The organism is Pseudomonas sp. 20-5 (assembly GCF_056782835.1).
Window position 1 is genome coordinate 5660568 of sequence record NZ_CM165584.1, and the last position, 16413, is coordinate 5676980.

The 16413-nt window shown below is 63.8% G+C and carries 12 protein-coding genes; 3 read left to right on the forward strand and 9 right to left on the reverse strand.

The genetic code is table 11. The features are described from left to right. Window positions 1-38: 38 nt before the first annotated feature. The gene (locus AC1RB9_RS26135) at window positions 39-1328 is read right to left on the reverse strand and encodes an acyl-CoA dehydrogenase family protein (RefSeq protein ID WP_003123588.1); all 1290 of its coding nucleotides are present in this window, start codon (window positions 1326-1328) and stop codon (window positions 39-41) included. Window positions 1329-1797: 469 nt separating this feature from the next. Between AC1RB9_RS26135 and asnB the strand changes: the two genes are divergently transcribed. Next, window positions 1798-3744, forward strand: coding sequence for an asparagine synthase (glutamine-hydrolyzing) (gene asnB, locus AC1RB9_RS26140; protein WP_016253977.1), 1947 nt, complete (start codon window positions 1798-1800; stop codon window positions 3742-3744). A 54-nt stretch (window positions 3745-3798) separates the two neighbouring features. On the opposite strand, the gene hldE is transcribed toward asnB, so the two are convergent. Beyond that, window positions 3799-5220: a bifunctional D-glycero-beta-D-manno-heptose-7-phosphate kinase/D-glycero-beta-D-manno-heptose 1-phosphate adenylyltransferase HldE gene (hldE, locus tag AC1RB9_RS26145; RefSeq protein ID WP_003123589.1), complete on the reverse strand. Its 1422-nt coding sequence runs from the start codon at window positions 5218-5220 to the stop codon at window positions 3799-3801. A 40-nt stretch (window positions 5221-5260) separates the two neighbouring features. Continuing rightward, on the reverse strand, window positions 5261-7072 hold the full coding sequence (gene msbA / locus AC1RB9_RS26150) for a lipid A export permease/ATP-binding protein MsbA (protein WP_003114544.1): 1812 nt from the start codon (window positions 7070-7072) through the stop codon (window positions 5261-5263). 107 nt (window positions 7073-7179) lie between these two features. Between msbA and AC1RB9_RS26155 the strand changes: the two genes are divergently transcribed. Together AC1RB9_RS26155 and waaL are read left to right on the forward strand one after the other, a co-directional pair. Then, window positions 7180-7830, forward strand: coding sequence for a BUD32 family EKC/KEOPS complex subunit (locus AC1RB9_RS26155; protein ID WP_003123591.1), 651 nt, complete (start codon window positions 7180-7182; stop codon window positions 7828-7830). A gap of 7 nt (window positions 7831-7837) precedes the next feature. Continuing rightward, the gene (waaL, locus tag AC1RB9_RS26160) at window positions 7838-9043 is read left to right on the forward strand and encodes an O-antigen ligase WaaL (protein WP_003457495.1); all 1206 of its coding nucleotides are present in this window, start codon (window positions 7838-7840) and stop codon (window positions 9041-9043) included. An 18-nt stretch (window positions 9044-9061) separates the two neighbouring features. Here waaL and wapR read toward each other — a convergent pair whose 3' ends face one another. The 6 genes from wapR to AC1RB9_RS26190 form a co-directional block, all read right to left on the reverse strand. Beyond that, complete coding sequence (gene wapR / locus AC1RB9_RS26165) at window positions 9062-9946, reverse strand: alpha-1,3-rhamnosyltransferase (protein WP_003116152.1); 885 nt, start codon at window positions 9944-9946, stop codon at window positions 9062-9064. A gap of 160 nt (window positions 9947-10106) precedes the next feature. Next, window positions 10107-11063 (reverse strand): glycosyltransferase family protein, encoded by a 957-nt coding sequence (locus AC1RB9_RS26170; protein ID WP_003457498.1) that lies wholly within the window; start codon window positions 11061-11063, stop codon window positions 10107-10109. A gap of 72 nt (window positions 11064-11135) precedes the next feature. Beyond that, the gene (locus AC1RB9_RS26175; RefSeq protein WP_003457500.1) at window positions 11136-12554 is read right to left on the reverse strand and encodes a PIG-L deacetylase family protein; all 1419 of its coding nucleotides are present in this window, start codon (window positions 12552-12554) and stop codon (window positions 11136-11138) included. Between the two features lie 3 nt (window positions 12555-12557). Beyond that, a complete protein-coding gene (locus tag AC1RB9_RS26180; RefSeq protein ID WP_003146348.1) occupies window positions 12558-13454 on the reverse strand; it encodes an antimicrobial resistance protein Mig-14 in 897 nt (298 codons plus the stop codon). Continuing rightward, window positions 13448-14584: a glycosyltransferase gene (locus AC1RB9_RS26185; RefSeq protein ID WP_003109898.1), complete on the reverse strand. Its 1137-nt coding sequence runs from the start codon at window positions 14582-14584 to the stop codon at window positions 13448-13450. The genes AC1RB9_RS26180 and AC1RB9_RS26185 overlap by 7 nt, the downstream gene beginning before the upstream one ends. Next, window positions 14568-16325 carry a carbamoyltransferase family protein gene (locus AC1RB9_RS26190; RefSeq protein ID WP_003095766.1) on the reverse strand — a complete coding sequence of 586 codons (1758 nt, stop codon included), beginning with the start codon at window positions 16323-16325 and terminating at the stop codon, window positions 14568-14570. The genes AC1RB9_RS26185 and AC1RB9_RS26190 overlap by 17 nt, the downstream gene beginning before the upstream one ends. Window positions 16326-16413: the final 88 nt, after the last annotated feature.

Below are 16413 nucleotides of genomic sequence, written 5' to 3' on the forward strand. Positions count from 1 at the left end.
CGTTCACTCGTCGCGGCGGACCGCGCACTCGCTCGGGTTCACAGGTGCAGGCCGCCGGCCATCAGCGCTACCGCGCGCAGGTCGCGGTACCAGCGCTCGGCTGGATGCTCCTTGGTGAAGCCGTGGCCACCGAGCAGCTGCACCGCGTCGGTGCCGATCTTCATCGCCTTCTCGGCGCACAGCAGCCGCGCCAGGTAAGCCTCGCGCTGGAACGGCTGGCCGCGCTCGGCCAGGGCGCAGGCGCGCCAGACCATCAGGCGCATGGCGTCCAGTTCGATGGCGATGTCGGCGACCATGAAGGCGACCCCCTGGCGATGGCTGATCGGCTCGCCGAAGGCCTCACGCTCGTTGCAGTAGGCGATCACGTAGTCCAGCGCCGCCTGTCCGGTGCCCAGCGCCAGGGCACACCAGGCCAGGGACGCGTGATCGAGGAAGGCCCGGTAGTCGAAATGCTCGGCGGCCAGGCGGTTGTCCGCCGGCACCTTGACGCTCTTCAGGCGCAACCGGGCGGTGCCGCCGGCCTTCAGTCCCATCGCCGGCTCGGCACGTCGCTCGACGCCCTTGGCGGAGGCTTCCACCAGGAACAGCGCAGGCCCCTCGTCGGTCTTCGCCGCGACGATCAGGCGGCTGGCCTCCAGGCCGCGCAGGACCAGGCATTTCTCTCCGGAAAGCAGGTAGTGACTGCCCTTGCGCCGGGCGCGGGTCGCCAGTTTCTGCGGGTCGAACAGCAGACTCGGCTCGTTGACCGCGATGGCGGTGAGCGGCGCCCCCTCTTCGCTGACGAACGCCGGCAGCCACTGCGCCTGCTGCGAGGGGCTGCCCCAGCGGCGGATGCAGTTGGCCGCCGACAACGGCACCAGCAGGGCCGCCGCCAGCGTCAGGTCGCCCTTGGCCAGGGCCTCGGCGATAAGGGCAGTGGTCACCGTGGTGCGCTCACCGGCCATGCCGCCGTGCACCTCGCCGACCCCATAGTGGGTCAGGCCCAGCTCCAGCGCCTGGTTGAGCAGTTCCGCCGGCAGGCTGGCCTCGGCATCCGCGTCATGAGCCAGCGGACGCAACACCTCCAGGGCGAAGCCTTCGAGCATGTCCACCAGCATCTGCTGGTCGTCGGAGAACGACAGGTCGAACAACCCGTCCGGATCGGCCTTGCGCGGTCCCTTCGCCTGCTTCGCCGAACGCTCGCTGGCCAGGCGGAAGCCGGTACGGCTGCCGCTGTAGAGCAGTTTCTCGAAGGGTTTGCGAAGATTGAAGCGATCCGGCCAGTCGGCCTGGGCGACACGGTTCAGTACAGCCAGGGCACGGCCCTGTACATCGGTGCTCATGGGCATCTTGCTCCACGCAGGATGGGATGCCCGGATCATGCGCCGCCGCATGGGCAGCGCCTATGACCGTCTCGCCGGGAAAACTTGTCAGACCAGCCAGTCACCTGCCCGGATAGGTCGGCATTCTGCCGGAAGCCATCCCTCAGAACAGCGGATTCTAGCCGTGGAAACTCAGGGAAAGCAGAAAGGCGCGCGCTGACTTTACACTTCTTAACACTCTTTAAAGCTTTGAAGATGACTTGCCCGACGACCACGGCATTTAATTCTCAGATTGGGCAAGGATAATCACGAATATCGGTCACCTGAGGTATCCCACCCGCCGAAACCAAAACCAATCGGTAGGAATTTTCTTTAAAAGCATGAAATTACTGCAGGCTTATCCTCTTCCCTAAGTAAAACCTTTAAATACAATCCCACTTCTTGCCATCCCCCTCCCGCGTCATCCCCAAGCCATTCCCGTCGACGAGTAAAGAAAATGTGCGGTATCAGTGGATTTATCCAAAGACACACTGAAAAGACCCAAATGGTACAGATCATTGGCCAGATGACGGACAAGATCATTCATCGTGGCCCCGATGACAAAGGATATTGGTTGGATCATTCCATCGGCCTGGCGCTCGGCCACCGCCGCCTGGCCATACAGGACCTGTCGACGGCCGGACATCAGCCCATGCCGTCTGCATGCGGACGGTACGTCATAGTCTTCAATGGGGAGATCTACAATCATCTGGCACTCCGTGCCCTGCTCGGACCGCATCCCTGGAGGGGGCATTCCGACACCGAGACGCTGCTTGCCTGCTTCTCCGTCTGGGGTATGGAGAAAACCCTATCCAATATCACTGGCATGTTTTCCCTCGCACTTTTCGATAAAGAAACGAGTAAAATCTTCCTCATTCGTGACCGGCTAGGAGAAAAACCTTTATATTATGGGTGGCAGGGAAACTGCTTCCTGTTTTCCTCCGAGTTAAAGTCCCTGACCGTACACCCAGAGTTCCAAAAAGAGATCGACAGAGACAGCCTTGCAGCATTTCTACGTTTTGGATATTGCCCCACTCCCAACAGCATCTACAAAGGTATAAAAAAACTTCCGCCCGGGCATTACATTCAATTGAACCTGGCTAATGCTACGCCAGGTGAACTCATGGATCCGCTCCCCTACTGGTCTCTGAGCAAGGTCATCGCACAAGGGATCCATCAGCCATTCCAGGGAAGTGACTCAGAGGCCGTGGATGCCCTGCACCGGCAACTGTCCGCCAGCGTTACTTCGCAAATGCTCAGTGACGTACCTCTTGGCGCCTTCCTTAGCGGTGGCGTCGACAGCAGCACAATCGTGGCCCTTATGCAGGCTCGGCATTCCCGGCCCGTACAGACGTTCACCATTGGCTTCGACGAGCCCGGCTACAACGAAGCGGAACACGCCAAGGCTGTCGCCCAGCATCTCGGCACCCAGCACACCGAGCTTTACGTCAGGGCCGAAGACGCACTCGCGGTGGTGCCGTGTCTTCCCGGCATCTACTGCGAGCCCTTCGCCGATAGCTCACAGATACCGACCTACCTGATCAGTCGCCTGGCCAAGCAATCCGTAACGGTCGCTCTCACCGGCGATGGTGGCGATGAACTGTTTGCCGGCTACAATCGCTATCTCACGGCATGCCAGGCATGGAACAGGTTGCAACAGCTTCCACTGGTTGCCAGGATGACGCTCGCAAAACTGCTGAGCGCTCTGCCACCGGCGATGTGGGACAGCCTGTTCTCTCTCGCAAGCCCCTTGCTACCCTCGAAGTACCGTTTGCGCACACCAGGAGACAAGCTTCAGAAGCTCGCCGGTCTCATGGCGTTTTCCAGTGAAGAGGACTTCTACAAGGATCTGGTCAGCCACTGGAAGAAGCCTACGAACCTCGTCATCGGCAGCGAGGAATCGGCTTCCGTCTTTTGGAATCTTGACAGCCTCCCCGAGATGGAAAGCTTCGAACAATGGATGATGGCCATGGATACCCGGACCTACCTGGCCGATGACATACTGGCGAAGGTCGACCGCGCCGCAATGGCCACTAGCCTGGAAACCCGCGTCCCGCTCCTCGATCATCGCGTGGTCGAACTCGCCTGGAAAATGCCACTGAACCTGAAGATCAGAAATAACGACGGCAAGTGGTTGCTGCGCCAGGTTCTTTACCAGCACGTTCCCCGGGAGCTGATCGAGCGTCCCAAGATGGGATTCGCCATCCCTCTGGACACCTGGCTGCGGGGACCGTTGCGGGAGTGGGCCGAAAGCCTCCTGGCTGAGGAACGCTTGAGACGCGAGGGCTACCTGCGCCCGGAGCCGATTCGGCGAGCCTGGCAGGAGCATCTCAGCGGAAAAAGAAACTGGCAAGGCCCGCTCTGGAATGTATTGATGTTCCAGGCTTGGCTGGAACATCAATGATCCAGCCACAGGGCCAGGGGTCGGCGTGAAGCGGGAAGAACCTGTTAACGGGAATCAGCGCTGGCGGATCTTCTCGACGATGGCGGTGGTGGAGCTGTTCTCCACCAGGCCGAGCACCCGTACCTCGCCGCCGTAGGCCTTGACGATCTGCGCGCCGACCACCTGCTCGACGCCGTAATCGCCGCCCTTGACCAGCACGTCCGGACGCACCTGCTCGAGCAGGCGCTCGGGAGTGTCTTCGGCGAAGCTCACCACCCAGTCCACCGCGCCGAGCCCGGCGAGTACCGCCATGCGCCGGTCCACCGAGTTGATCGGCCGGCCAACGCCCTTCAGGCGAGTGACCGAGGCGTCGTCGTTGACCCCGACGATCAGGCGGTCGCCCTGGGCGCGCGCCTGTTCGAGGTAGGTCACGTGGCCGGCGTGAAGGATGTCGAAGCAGCCATTGGTGAAGACGATCTTCTCGCCGTGGGCGCGGGCGTCTTCGATTGCCAGCAGCAATTGCTCCAGGCCCAGCACGCCACGCTCGGAACCCTGCTCGCGCTGCACCGCGCGACGCAGTTCGGGCGCGCTGATCGCCGCGGTACCCAGCTTGCCGACCACGATGCCGGCGGCCAGGTTGGCCAGGCCCACCGCGGACGGCAGCTCCTCGCCGGCGGCAAGCGCCGCGGCCAGGGTGGAGATGACCGTATCGCCGGCACCGGTGACGTCGAACACTTCCCGCGCCCGCGCCGGCAGGTGCAGGGCCGGCTGGCCATGGCGGAGCAGGGTCATGCCATGCTCGCCGCGGGTCACCAGCAAGGCACCGAGGTCGAGTTCGCTCATCAGCGCCTGGCCCTTGGCGACCAGTTCGGCTTCGTCGGCGCAACGGCCGACGATGGTCTCGAATTCGGACAGGTTCGGGGTGATCAGGCTGGCGCCGCGATAGATGGCGAAGTCCTTGCCCTTGGGATCGGCCAGTACCGGAATGTTGCGCGCCCGCGCCGCCTGGATCAGCACCTGGTGGTTCTGTAGCGCGCCCTTGCCGTAGTCGGACAGCACCAGCACCTTGACCTTGGCCAGCAGCGACTCGACGTCCACGGCCAGGGCCGCCGCGTCGGTGCGGAACGGTTCCTCGAAGTCGACCCGCAGCAGTTGCTGGTGGCGACTCATGACCCGCAGCTTGACGATGGTCGGCTGGCTATCGATGCGCTGGAAGCGCGCGTCCACTCCAGCGGCCTTGAGGCTGTTGGCCAGGCTGTCGGCGGCCTCGTCGCGGCCGGTGACGCCGACCAGCAAGGCCTGCGCGCCCAGCGCGGCGATGTTCAGCGCGACGTTGGCGGCGCCGCCGGGGCGGTCCTCGTGCTGTTCGACGCGGACCACCGGCACCGGGGCCTCCGGCGAAATGCGCGAAGTCGCGCCATGCCAGTAGCGGTCGAGCATCACATCACCGACCACCAACACCGGGGCCTGGTCGAAACGGGGCATGGACAACTTCATGGGAACTCCAAACAACCTCTCGGGGCAGACGCCCAGTTTATCAGCCGACAGGCGCCGGCGCCTGCTCATCCAGTCCCATCGCATGCAGCCGCGCATAATGGCCGTTCTGCGCCAGCAGCTCGGCGTGGCTGCCGCGCTCGACGATCTGCCCCTGGTCCATCACCAGGATCAGGTCGGCCTTCTCGATGGTCGACAGGCGGTGGGCGATCACCAGGGTGGTGCGCCCCTTCATCACTTCGTCCAGCGCCGCCTGGATATGCCGCTCCGACTCGGTGTCCAGCGCCGAAGTCGCCTCGTCGAGGATCAGCAGGGGCGCGTCCTTGAGCAGCGCCCGGGCGATCGCCAGACGCTGGCGCTGGCCGCCGGAAAGCAGCACGCCATTCTCGCCGACCTCGGTGTCGAAGCCTTGCGGCAGGTTGTCGATGAACTCCTTGGCGTTGGCAGCCTTCGCCGCCCGCTCGATTTCCTCGCGCGGCGCGCCAGCCAGGTCGCCGTAGGCGATGTTGTTGGCCACGCTGTCGTTGAACAGCGTGACCTGCTGGGTCACCAGGGCGATGTGGCGGCGCAGGTTGCGCAGGCGATAATCCTCGACTTCAACGCCATCAAGGAGGATCTTGCCGTCATTGTGCTGGTAAAAGCGCGGAACCAGGTTGGCCAGGGTCGATTTGCCGCTACCGGAACGGCCGACCAGGGCGATCATCTGCCCGGGCTCGGCGATGAAACTGATGTCATCCAGCACCTGCTTGTCGGTTCCGGGATAACGGAAGCTCAGGTTGCGCACTTCCAGGCGCCCGCTGACCCGCTCCTTCTCGACGGTACCCTGGTCTTCCTCCGCCGCTTCGTCGAGCTGCTCGAAGATGCTCTCGGCGCCGGCGACGCCGCGCTGGACCGTGGAACTGACCTCGGAAAGCTGGCGGATCGGCTTGGGCAACAGGCCCGCCGCGGTGATATAGGCCACCAGGTCGCCGGCCGAGGCGTCCCCGCGCAGCCACAGCACGAGGAACATCAGTATCGCCATGGCGACGTAGATCACCAATTGCAGCATCGGCGTGTAGACCGCGCCGGTCTTGGTCATCCGCAACTGCTTGTCGGTATTGCTCTGGCTGGCGTCGAGGAAGCGCTTCTCTTCATAGGCTTCGCCGCCGAAGCTGCGCACTACCCGGTAGCCCTGGATGGTTTCCGAGGCGACGTGGGTGACGTCGCCCATGGCCACCTGGATCTTCTTGCTCTGCTTGCGGAACTTGCGGCTGGCGGTAGTCACCATCACCGCGATGACCGGCAGGATCGCCAGCATCACCAGGGTCAGCTTCCAGTTCATCCACAGCAGGTAGAGGAACAGGAAGACCACGGTCAGGCCCTCACGGATCACCACCTTGATGGCATCCGTGGCCGCTCCGGTGACCATGGTCACGTTGAAGGTGATGCGCGAGATCAGGTGACCGGAGCTGTGCGTGTCGAAATAGCGGTTCGGCAGCACCAGCAGCTTGTTGAACAGGGCGACCCGCAGGTCATGCACCAGCCCCAGGGAAACCTTGGCGAGGAAGAAGTTGCCGAGGAACGAGCCCAGCCCCTGCCAGGCAGCGATCAGGATGATCAGCAACGGCACCGCGTAGACCAGGTGCAGGTCGCGCAACCAGGGCCACTGCACATTCGGAAACAATGCCGCGTCAGGATTGGAGAGGCCGTCGACGAAATACTTGAGGATGCCCGCCAGCATCGGCTGGGTCGAGGCGAAGATCAGGAAACCGACGATGCTGAGTAGGAACATTCCGATGTAGGGCTTCACGTAGCCCAACAGGCGGAAATAGATCTTGAGACTGGAAGGTCCGGGATTCTGAGGACTATCGCTCATGGTTTCTTACATGCTGAAAAGGTCCCGGAGTGTAGCACAGGACCTCCATCACTCCGCCTGGAAGGCGTGTTGGGGTAAGATGGCGGGCCGTTCGTTCAGGAGCTCGCATGCGAGTCATAGACTACCCCTCCTACTTGCAGTTGCGTGACAACGCAGAAGTGCTGGAAGCCGATGGTCATGGGGACAAGGTTCTGCGTCTGCGCGACGGGTCCTTCCTCAAACTGTTTCGCCGCAAGCGCCTGATTTCCTCCGCAGCCCTGTTCCCCTATGCGGAGCGCTTCGCCCGCAACGCCAGCGAACTGGCGCGGCGCGGCATCGTCTGCCCGAAGGTGCTGGACGTATTGCGGATCCCACATATCCAGCGCGACGCGGTGCACTACGAGCCGCTACCGGGGCAGACCCTCCGCCAACTCGACCGCAACGACCCGGAGTGCGGCGACGCAGTCCGGACGCAACTGGGCGAGCTGATCGCCGCGCTGCACGCCAAGGGGGTGTACTTCCGCTCGCTGCACCTGGGCAACGTGGTGCGCACGCCGGAAGGCCGGATGGGCCTGATCGACATCGCCGACCTGCGGGTCCAGCGCTCGGCGCTCAGCGCCGCCCAGCGCATTCGCAATTTCAAGCACCTGCTGCGCTACGAACAGGATCGAACCTGGTTCCTCGACGACAGCGAGCACCTGGTGCTCAAGTCCTATCTCCGCAGCAGCCAGGTCCACTGGACACTCGAGCAGCTCCTCAAGCAACTGCAACTGGATTGAGCAAGGAATGTTCGCAGCTACCCGACTGACCCGTCTTCGCCACGATACCAGCCGCATCCTCAGCCACTGGATCCTGCCGCTGGGCTGGCTGGCCCTGCTCACCGGAATGTTCTGGGTCGGCGACCGCTCCGACTACCATCGCCTCTTCTACATCCTGCTTGCAGCCCCGACGCTGCTGTACGTGATACTGCAACCGCGTCTGCTTCGCCCGCTAACGGGCTCGCCGCTGTTCATCGCCTTCCTCGCCTTCAGCAGCTACATGATGCTGAGCCTGTCCTGGTCGGCCCCCGAGAACTCCACCGGCTCGCTGCTCAAGCGCCCCCTGTACATCGCCCTCCTGTTCTTCTGCGCCGCCATCCTGGCGCTCGAAGCTCCCCTCCGCCTCAAGACCGCGACCTGGCTGGCTGCCCTTGGCGCGGTGATCTCCGCGGCAGCCACCTTGCTGCAATACTACTGGGACGCCAACCCGCTGCGCCTTACCGGTTATGGCGCTCTCTATAACCCATTACTGAGCGCCCATGTCTATGGCGCCTTCACGGCACTCTGGCTGGCCTATTGGATGCAATCCCGCCCCATCCTGGCCCCCTTGCCACTGATATCTCTGGCGCTGCTCGGTGGCCTTCTCATCGCGACCGGTTCACGTACTCCCCTGGTAGGGCTCACAGCGGCCCTTATGTGGCTGGTCCTGGCCGGAGACAGGAAAAAAGCCCTCATCGCCCTGGCACTCGCCCTGGCTGGAGCGCTACTGGGCTACATCCTGTACCCGGAAGTGATCACCCAGAGAGGGGCATCGTTCCGCCCGGAAATCTGGGCCGACGCCCTACGCCAGATCAGCGAGCATCCATGGCTCGGACACGGCTACGATCATCCGATGCGAATCGTCCTGAGCAACGGCATGCTGCTCGCCGACCCGCACAACATCGAACTGGGTGTGCTTTTCGCTGGAGGGATCATCGGGCTCCTGCTGTGGGTGGCGATCTACGCACTGGCCTTCGGCTTCTCCTGGAAAAACCGGAAGTCTCCAGCCGTTCTGCTAGCCTCGACCTGGCTGGTGTTCGGCCTGGCAGCCGGACTCACGGAGGGCAACGCCTTCCTGCCCCGTCCCAAGGAACACTGGTTCCTGATCTGGATTCCCATGGCGCTGCTGTATGCGCTGTGGATCCAGCAAAGGTTCGCCGCCAGCAGGCGCGGTGAGGATATCGCCGCGCCTTGAGTGCGGCGATATCAGCGATCAGGAGAAAAACAGCCGCGCAATGCCGCGGAAGGTCTTCTCGTTCCAGTACTTCAGCGGCAAGCCGGAGAGCAGCTCCCGGGCCAGTACCTTGTCCCGGTTCGAGCACTTGAGGAACATCGAATTGCGGAAGCGCATGATCACCTGCTCGTAATCGGGGTGATCGCTGAACTGGCTGTACGTCTTGAATACGTTGTCCACCATGAAACGGGCGTTCTTGTACGTATTGGTGGGATGCTTGCGGTACTGGGCGAGGACCTCGCCAAGAATGTCGATGACGTAGCCAGCCTTGGTCACCGCCAGTTCGATATAGACATCTTCCAGGCGTATGTCCGGATCGAAACCGCCGACCTTCTCCAGGGCTTCCCGCCGGAACATCAGGGTGGGCGCCATCGGGCCCGGCTTGCGGTCCAGGAACAGGTCATCGAAGTCGAGACGGCGGAAAGGCAGGTCGCGTTTGCGCTGCTCCTTTCCCGGCATGACCCGGCCATTGGAATCGATGATCTCGATATTGCCCGCGCAGATACCTACCTCGGGCTTGTCCCACATGTGTGCCACCTGTTTCTCCAGGCGTTGCGGCAGCATGATGTCGTCCGAACCGAAAGGCACGATGAGATTTCCCCGGGCCCTGGCGATCGCCTCGTTGAGCGTTCTCGACAGTCCCTGGTTCTGCTGGACCCTGAGGTCGAAGCCGTACTTCGCCTGGAGCCCGCGCAAAAGCTCGACGCTGCCATCGCTGGAACCATCGTCCACCACCAGCAGTTCCACGTTGCGGTATGTCTGCGCAGCCACGCTGGCGATGCTCGCTTCTATGTACTTTTCGTGGTTATAGGAAGCGATGATCACGGAAACCAATGGCTGCGAACCATCATCGACGAGCGCCATAACTACAACCTTACCTGTCCTTCACGTCCCCATTCAAAGCGCCAGACATGCATGAGCGATCCTGCGATCTTCATCGGTCCTACACCTCCCCCCAGCCCGGAAAAACAAGCTGAACAATAGCAAACACGCCTGAAGCCCCAGCTCTTTTCGGCTGCTACTCTCAGGTAAAAATACGTCGCCAGGTCTTCTCCAGCCATCCGGGACGCTCCGGCTCGCGCAACGCGGGCCGCATGGCCTCGACGATACTCTGACCGACAGCGGCGAAGCTGAATCGTTCGATGGCCAGCGCCTGGCCGCTTCGCGCGATCCGCTCGGCGAGAGCCGTATCGAGGCGCAGGATCGCGAGCTTTTCCTGGATGTCCGCCACCGAGCGATACAGCACGATATTCTCCATGTCCCGGAAACCCAAGGCCTCGTTTTCCCGCTCGCCCTGGTCGTAGGCCAGCAGTACGCAACCGCAGGCCATCGCCTCGAAATTCTTGATCATGTATTCGCCCATGCCGACATCCGCGCTGACGAAGAAACGGATGCGGTTGAGCGTGCGCAGGTACTCCTCGCCGGACTTGGTCTTGGTCACCAGCAGGTTCTCCACTCCGCCCAACTCGTCGAGCAGCGCCTTGCGTCCACTGTAGGCCACGCTGCCGGTACTGCCGACGAAGCCCAGCTCGATATCGCGCGCCAGGCCCAGGTCATGCAACAGGGTCTGGTCGTAGCCCTTGGGCACGAATACCGCGTCGAATCCCTCCTGGCGCAGGCGTTCGCTGACCGTATGGCCCGAACTGATCACCCGTGCCCAGGGCAGGCGCCGGTAATGGGCGCTGAACTTGCCGGTGTACTTGCAGGGAATGTAGTTCTGGTAGGCATCGTGCTCGAGGATCACCAGGTTGGGCACGCTGCGGATGAAGCGGACCTGGCGCATTTCCTTCTTGAAACGGAGGAAGAACAGGATGCGGTCGTAGCGCGAGACATCCACGTGGTTGCGGAAGTAGCCGCGCAGGTCGGCCTGCTCCTCGCTGCTCAGCCAGCGGGTATCGCACTCGCAATGGGCAGCGATGCCGTCGTACAGGCGATCCAGGATCGCGCGCTGCTCTTTCTGGACCAGAAACAGAACTTTCATCAGACCTTCATCCTCGCGGCTGCTCCGAAGCAGCATGGCGGCTCGAACCTTGCCGAACGCTCGACCCAAGCATCACGCCTCCCCATCCAGCGACTCCACCCAGAACAACTCGTGCCGACGCACCGCCTTGCGCATGAACTCGTCCTCGCCGTAAGCCGGCCAGCGACGCCCGGCGAGCCAGCCCTGCAGACGGCGGCGCAGACGGCGCTTGAACGGCAGCCTGGGTTGCAGGTCGTGCATCATGCCCAAGGCCATGGCCTTGTCCACCTGGCGCGTGCGCTCCAGCGCCAGCGTCCATGGCAGCAACGGCGAGCATTCTTCGGTCAGCGGTGGCAGGCTGACCCCCATGTGCGCATCGCCCATCGGCCAGCGATCGTTGTCGTGCAGGTGATTGGCATAGTGCAACAATGCCTGCGGCTGCCAGTCCAGGCCCTGGAGCGCCTCGCGCACAGCCTCCTGGGCGCGGACATGGTCCGGGTGCGGATCGAAATGCGGATGAGGCAGGACGATGACCTCGGGACGTGCCAGCAGGATCAGCTCGCGGAGATCGGACAGCAGATTGTTCCAGGTCGACAGGCCGTCGGCATCGCTGGCCAGGCGCAGGCGGTTGAACTGGCGGAACGGACGGATATCGGCGAGATCGGCCTCACGGGACGGCACCACCTCGCCCGGGTTCGCCTGCATGGCAGGCAATTGCAGACAGAAATAACCCAGTTGCACGCAGCGCTCGGCCGGCACCCCACCCCACGTCGGCACGGCCTGGCTATCCCAGGCGCGCAGGCGACCCTTCAGGCGCGCCGCAGCTATTCCGTCGAGGCCCATGCGGCGGTAATGCTCGGTTTCGATCTCGCCGGCGGTCAGGGTCACGATCCAGGCCTCGCGAGCCTGGCTGTAGAGGCCGAAGGCGGCCAGCTCGGCGTCGTCGGCATGCGGAGCGATGACCATCACCCGCCGCTCACGGTAGTCGGGATGGCGCGCACGCCACAGGGTCGGTTCGCCGACCAGCCGGCAATGCCGGCCGCGCAGGCGAATCCGGCCCTCGCCCAGCGGCCCGGCCAGTCCCGTCAGGTTCAGGTAGCGCAAGCCGTTCACCCCACGTTCGAAAGCCTGGGCATCGGCCTCTGCGCCACCTTCCAGCAGCACCGAGGGTTCGAGGAAACGCCCCAGCCAGCCAGCGCGCACGCAGATGCCAAGCACCAGCGTATCGCCTTCGCGCAACTCGCCGTCGACTCGCAGACGGCCATCCGCCAGGCGTACCGGCAGCGACTCGACCCCTTCCGCGAAACGGTAGCGGTAGTCCTCGCCCGACGAATAGAACAGGTGATCGGCGAACCAGGCTTCGTGGGCGACCCACAGGGCCACGAGGAGGATCGGCAACAACCAGGGGCTGACCAGCAGACCGACGGCCAGCAATGCCAGCAGCGCAACCAGTAGGCCGATCCGCTTGTTGCGTCGATGACGCTTGAGCAACTGCTGCTTGCGTGCGCTCATGCTTCAGACCTGGAAGACCGGAGAAGGATGGCACCAGCGATCCTTGTATTCGCGGTCGGCGCGACCGAACGAATAGCGCAGGGGTTTGCCCAGCGCTCGCGCATCCTCCCAGGCGGCCTGGGTGTTCAGGTAACTGAGCACGCTGCCAGGGCTGAACTCGCGGGTCTGCGGATCGACGCCGCCGTTGATGTACTCGACGCTGAGCCAGCCCGGCGCTTCGGCGCGATACAGTACCTGGACCGCGATGGGCTGGTCGTTAAGCAGCAGGACCGAGCCGCGCAGCAATTCGCGCAGCCGCTCGAAGACCTCGGCCATGCGCTCCGCGCCGGTGGCCGGGAAACCCCAGCGACGCTGGAACAGTTCAAGATAGATGGCGGCGAACTCGGCCGGGGCGAAGCTGTCTGCCTGGCGCACCTGGCCACCAGCCTCCTCCACCAGGCGCACTTCGCGCCGCTGGTTATAGCGGAACTTCTTGGAGAAATCCTCGGGGGCGCGAGCGAAAGCCAGTTGCTCGGTCTGAGGGCGCAGCGTGACGATGTTCCGCTCATGCAGCGCCGACAGGTAGCGTCCCGCATGGCGGAGGGCGATGCGGGCATCGTCGGCCACCGGCAGGATCAGTTCGGCGTTGCCCAGGTCGTACAGGCCCTTCTTGCCGCGCCGCTTGAGCACGTCCTTGGACAACGCCAGGTGGCGGCCCCAGGTCGGGATCGCCGCAACCAGTTCGCCAGCGCTCTCCCAACCCAGGTAACGCACCGGGATTCCAGCCATTTCGGCGAGCTGCTCGACCACCAGCGGGTGGGTCGCGACGCTGCCGCCGAAACGCTGCCAGGCCTGGGCGTAGGTCGGCGCGTCCACTTCGCGCCAACCGCGTTCGCGGAAGGCGCGCAACCTGTTCAGCATGCAGACTCCGAAGCGAAGCCGGCAATCGTCGGCAGGCGCCAGAATTCGCGGCGCACCGCAGCGTCGGAGAAGCGTGTCTCCAGGCGCTCGAGCATGAGCCGCGCACAGGCCTCGCGCTGGCGGCGGTCAAGCGCCGCCAGGTGGGTCAGGCCCTCGGCCAGGGCCGTCTCGTCGCCCAGCGGGAAGAGGATGCCGACCCCTTCCACCACTTCGCGGGCGCCGCCACAGGCGGTGGCGATCAGCGGTACACCGGCGACCATGGCCTCCAGCAGGACCATGCCGAACGGCTCGTGGTCGGAACTCAGGGCGAAGGCGTCGAACGCCTTGAAGTAGCGCCGTGCCTCTTCGACCTGGCCGAGGAACAGCACGCGCTCGCCGATACCCAGTTCGCAGGCCAGGTCCTTGAGCTGCTCTTCCAGGCGGCCGCTGCCGAGGATCGCCAGCAGGCTGTTCTGCGGCAGGCGCGGCAGCGCGGCGGCAAAGCCGCGCAGCAGGGTAGCCTGGTCCTTGTCCGGATGCAGGCGGCCGACGTTGCCGACCACCCAGGCCTCGTCGGGCAGGCGCAGTTGCCGGCGCGCACTCAGGCGCTCGACCTGCTCGGCCTGCAGCGCAGCGACGTCGATGCGGTTGTAGAGCGTCTCGATCCGCTCCGCCGGCCACTTCGGCAGGCAACGGCGGATATCGTCGCGCACCGCGTCGGACACCGCCAGCAGGCTCAGGCGCTTGCTCATCAGGCCGGCGAAGACCTTGCGCGACAACCGCTGGTAATCGCCGAAGGCGTGGTGCACGCCAACGATCGGCAGACGAGTGGCCAGGCTGGCGATCCAGATCGGCTTGAAGCGGTGCGCGATGCAGAAGCGGAAGTCGCGCGAACGGGCGATCTCGCGCAAGTCGCGGATCGCCTTCAGCTTGAGGCCACGGATGTCCCTGGAGCCGTACTCGAGGAACAGTACCTCGTCGGAGGCGCAACGCGCCGCCACCTCAGGATCGGAACGCCCGGTGAGGAACACCGTGGTGACCTTGTACGGGGTTCCGGCGAACAGGCTGGCGTACTGACGGGCACAGTCGAGGAAAGGCCCGTCGTAGCCGTGACAGAACTGCAGGACGCGAGGTTCAGCCGACCGAGTCATACCAGTCCACGCCCTCCTTCACGACCAGGATGTCCTCCATGATCAGGTACTGCAGATCGGAGCCGAAGAACATGTTCAGGGCGTCGGTCGGCGAGCAGATCATCGGTTCGCCACGGCGATTGAGCGAAGTGTTCAGGGCCACGCCGTTGCCGGTGAGGTTCTCCAGTTCCTTCATCAGGTCGTAGTAGCGCGGGTTGTACTCGCGCTTCAGCACCTGGGCGCGGGAGGTGCCGTCTTCGTGCACCACTTCCGGCACTCGCTCCTTCCACTCTTCGTTGACTTCGAAGGTGAAGGTCATGAACGGGGCCGGGTGGTCGATCTTGAACATCTGCGGGCCGACGGTATCCAGCATCGACGGGCAGAAGGGCCGCCAGCGCTCGCGGAACTTGATCTGCGCATTGATCCGGTCGGCCACGCCCGGCACGCTCGGGCAGCCGAGAATGGAGCGGCCACCGAGGGCACGCGGACCGAACTCCATGCGTCCCTGGAACCAGGCCACCGGGTTGCCGTCGGCAAGGATCCTGCCGATACGCCGGCTGCGGTTGTCGATCTTCTGCCACTGCGGCCTGGCCTCGTGACGGGCGCAGGCGGCGATGACGTCCTCGTTGGAATACTCCGGGCCGAGGTAGACGTGCTCCATCTTCTCCACCGGCACGCCGCGCTGGTGCGACACGTAGGCCGCCGCGCCGACCGCGGTGCCGGCGTCGCTGGCCGCCGGCTGGACGAACAGCTCCTTCACTTCGGGGCGCGAGATGATCTTCTGGTTGAGCTTGACGTTCAGCGCGCAGCCGCCGGCGAAAGCGACCTTGCCGGTCTCGCGGATGATATCGCCGAGGTAGTAGTCCATCATCTCCAGCGCGAGCTTCTCGAACAGCGCCTGGATGCTCGCGGCGTAATGGATGTAGGGATCGTCAGCGATGTCGCCTTCGCGCTTGGGCCCCAGCCACTCGATCAGCTTGGGCGAGAAGTAGTAGCCCTTGCCTTTCTCCTTGTAGCGGCGGAAGCCGATGACGTTGGCATAATCGGTGTTGATCACCAGTTCGCCGTTCTCGAACTTGGCGAGACGGGAGAAATCGTACTTGCTGGCGTCACCGTAGGGCGCCATGCCCATGACCTTGAACTCGCCGTCGAGCATGTCGAAGCCGAGGTACTCGGTGATCGCGCCGTACAGGCCGCCCAGCGAATCCGGATCGTAGAACTCCTTGATCTTGTGGATCCGACCGTTCTCGCCCCAGCCGAAGAAAGTGGTGGCGTACTCGCCCTTGCCGTCGATGCCGAGGATCGCGGTCTTTTCCTTGAACCCCGAGCAATGGTAGGCACTGGAGGCGTGGGCAAGGTGGTGCTCGACCGGCTGGATCTTGATTTTCTTCAGGTCGAAGCCGAGTTGTTGCAGGCACCACTCGATGCGCTTGTAGTAACGCTTGTAGCGGCGGTTGCCGAGCAGGATCGCATCCAGCGCGCGATCCGGCGCGTAGGCGTAGCGCTTGGCGTAGTGCCAGCGGGCCTTTTCCATGATGCTGATGGGAGCGAAGGGAATCGCCACCACGTCGACATCGGCCGGCTCGATCCCTGCCTGCTCCAGGCAGAACTTCGCCGATTCGTAGGGCATGCGGTTCTTCGCGTGCTTGTCGCGCACGAAGCGCTCTTCCTCGACGGCCGCGACCAGCTTGCCGTCGATGTACAGGGCGGCGGACGGGTCATGGCTTACGGCGCCAGACAGGCCTAGGACGGTCAATGCCACGGTAGAACCTCTTCAAAGCAGCTCGCGGTTGCGGAGTGGGACCGACAACCGCGGCTTTCGTTTAACTCGTCGACCGCCGCAGGCGGTG

Bases quoted from the DNA above. Each gene is read 5' to 3' on its own strand.
- AC1RB9_RS26135 (WP_003123588.1), bottom strand. From the start codon at position 1,328: ATGCCCATGAGCACCGATGTACAGGGCCGTGCCCTGGCTGTACTGAAC.
- asnB (WP_016253977.1), top strand. From the start codon at position 1,798: ATGTGCGGTATCAGTGGATTTATCCAAAGACACACTGAAAAGACCCAA.
- hldE (WP_003123589.1), bottom strand. From the start codon at position 5,220: ATGAAGTTGTCCATGCCCCGTTTCGACCAGGCCCCGGTGTTGGTGGTC.
- msbA (WP_003114544.1), bottom strand. From the start codon at position 7,072: ATGAGCGATAGTCCTCAGAATCCCGGACCTTCCAGTCTCAAGATCTAT.
- AC1RB9_RS26155 (WP_003123591.1), top strand. From the start codon at position 7,180: ATGCGAGTCATAGACTACCCCTCCTACTTGCAGTTGCGTGACAACGCA.
- waaL (WP_003457495.1), top strand. From the start codon at position 7,838: ATGTTCGCAGCTACCCGACTGACCCGTCTTCGCCACGATACCAGCCGC.
- wapR (WP_003116152.1), bottom strand. From the start codon at position 9,946: ATGGCGCTCGTCGATGATGGTTCGCAGCCATTGGTTTCCGTGATCATC.
- AC1RB9_RS26170 (WP_003457498.1), bottom strand. From the start codon at position 11,063: ATGAAAGTTCTGTTTCTGGTCCAGAAAGAGCAGCGCGCGATCCTGGAT.
- AC1RB9_RS26175 (WP_003457500.1), bottom strand. From the start codon at position 12,554: ATGAGCGCACGCAAGCAGCAGTTGCTCAAGCGTCATCGACGCAACAAG.
- AC1RB9_RS26180 (WP_003146348.1), bottom strand. From the start codon at position 13,454: ATGCTGAACAGGTTGCGCGCCTTCCGCGAACGCGGTTGGCGCGAAGTG.
- AC1RB9_RS26185 (WP_003109898.1), bottom strand. From the start codon at position 14,584: ATGACTCGGTCGGCTGAACCTCGCGTCCTGCAGTTCTGTCACGGCTAC.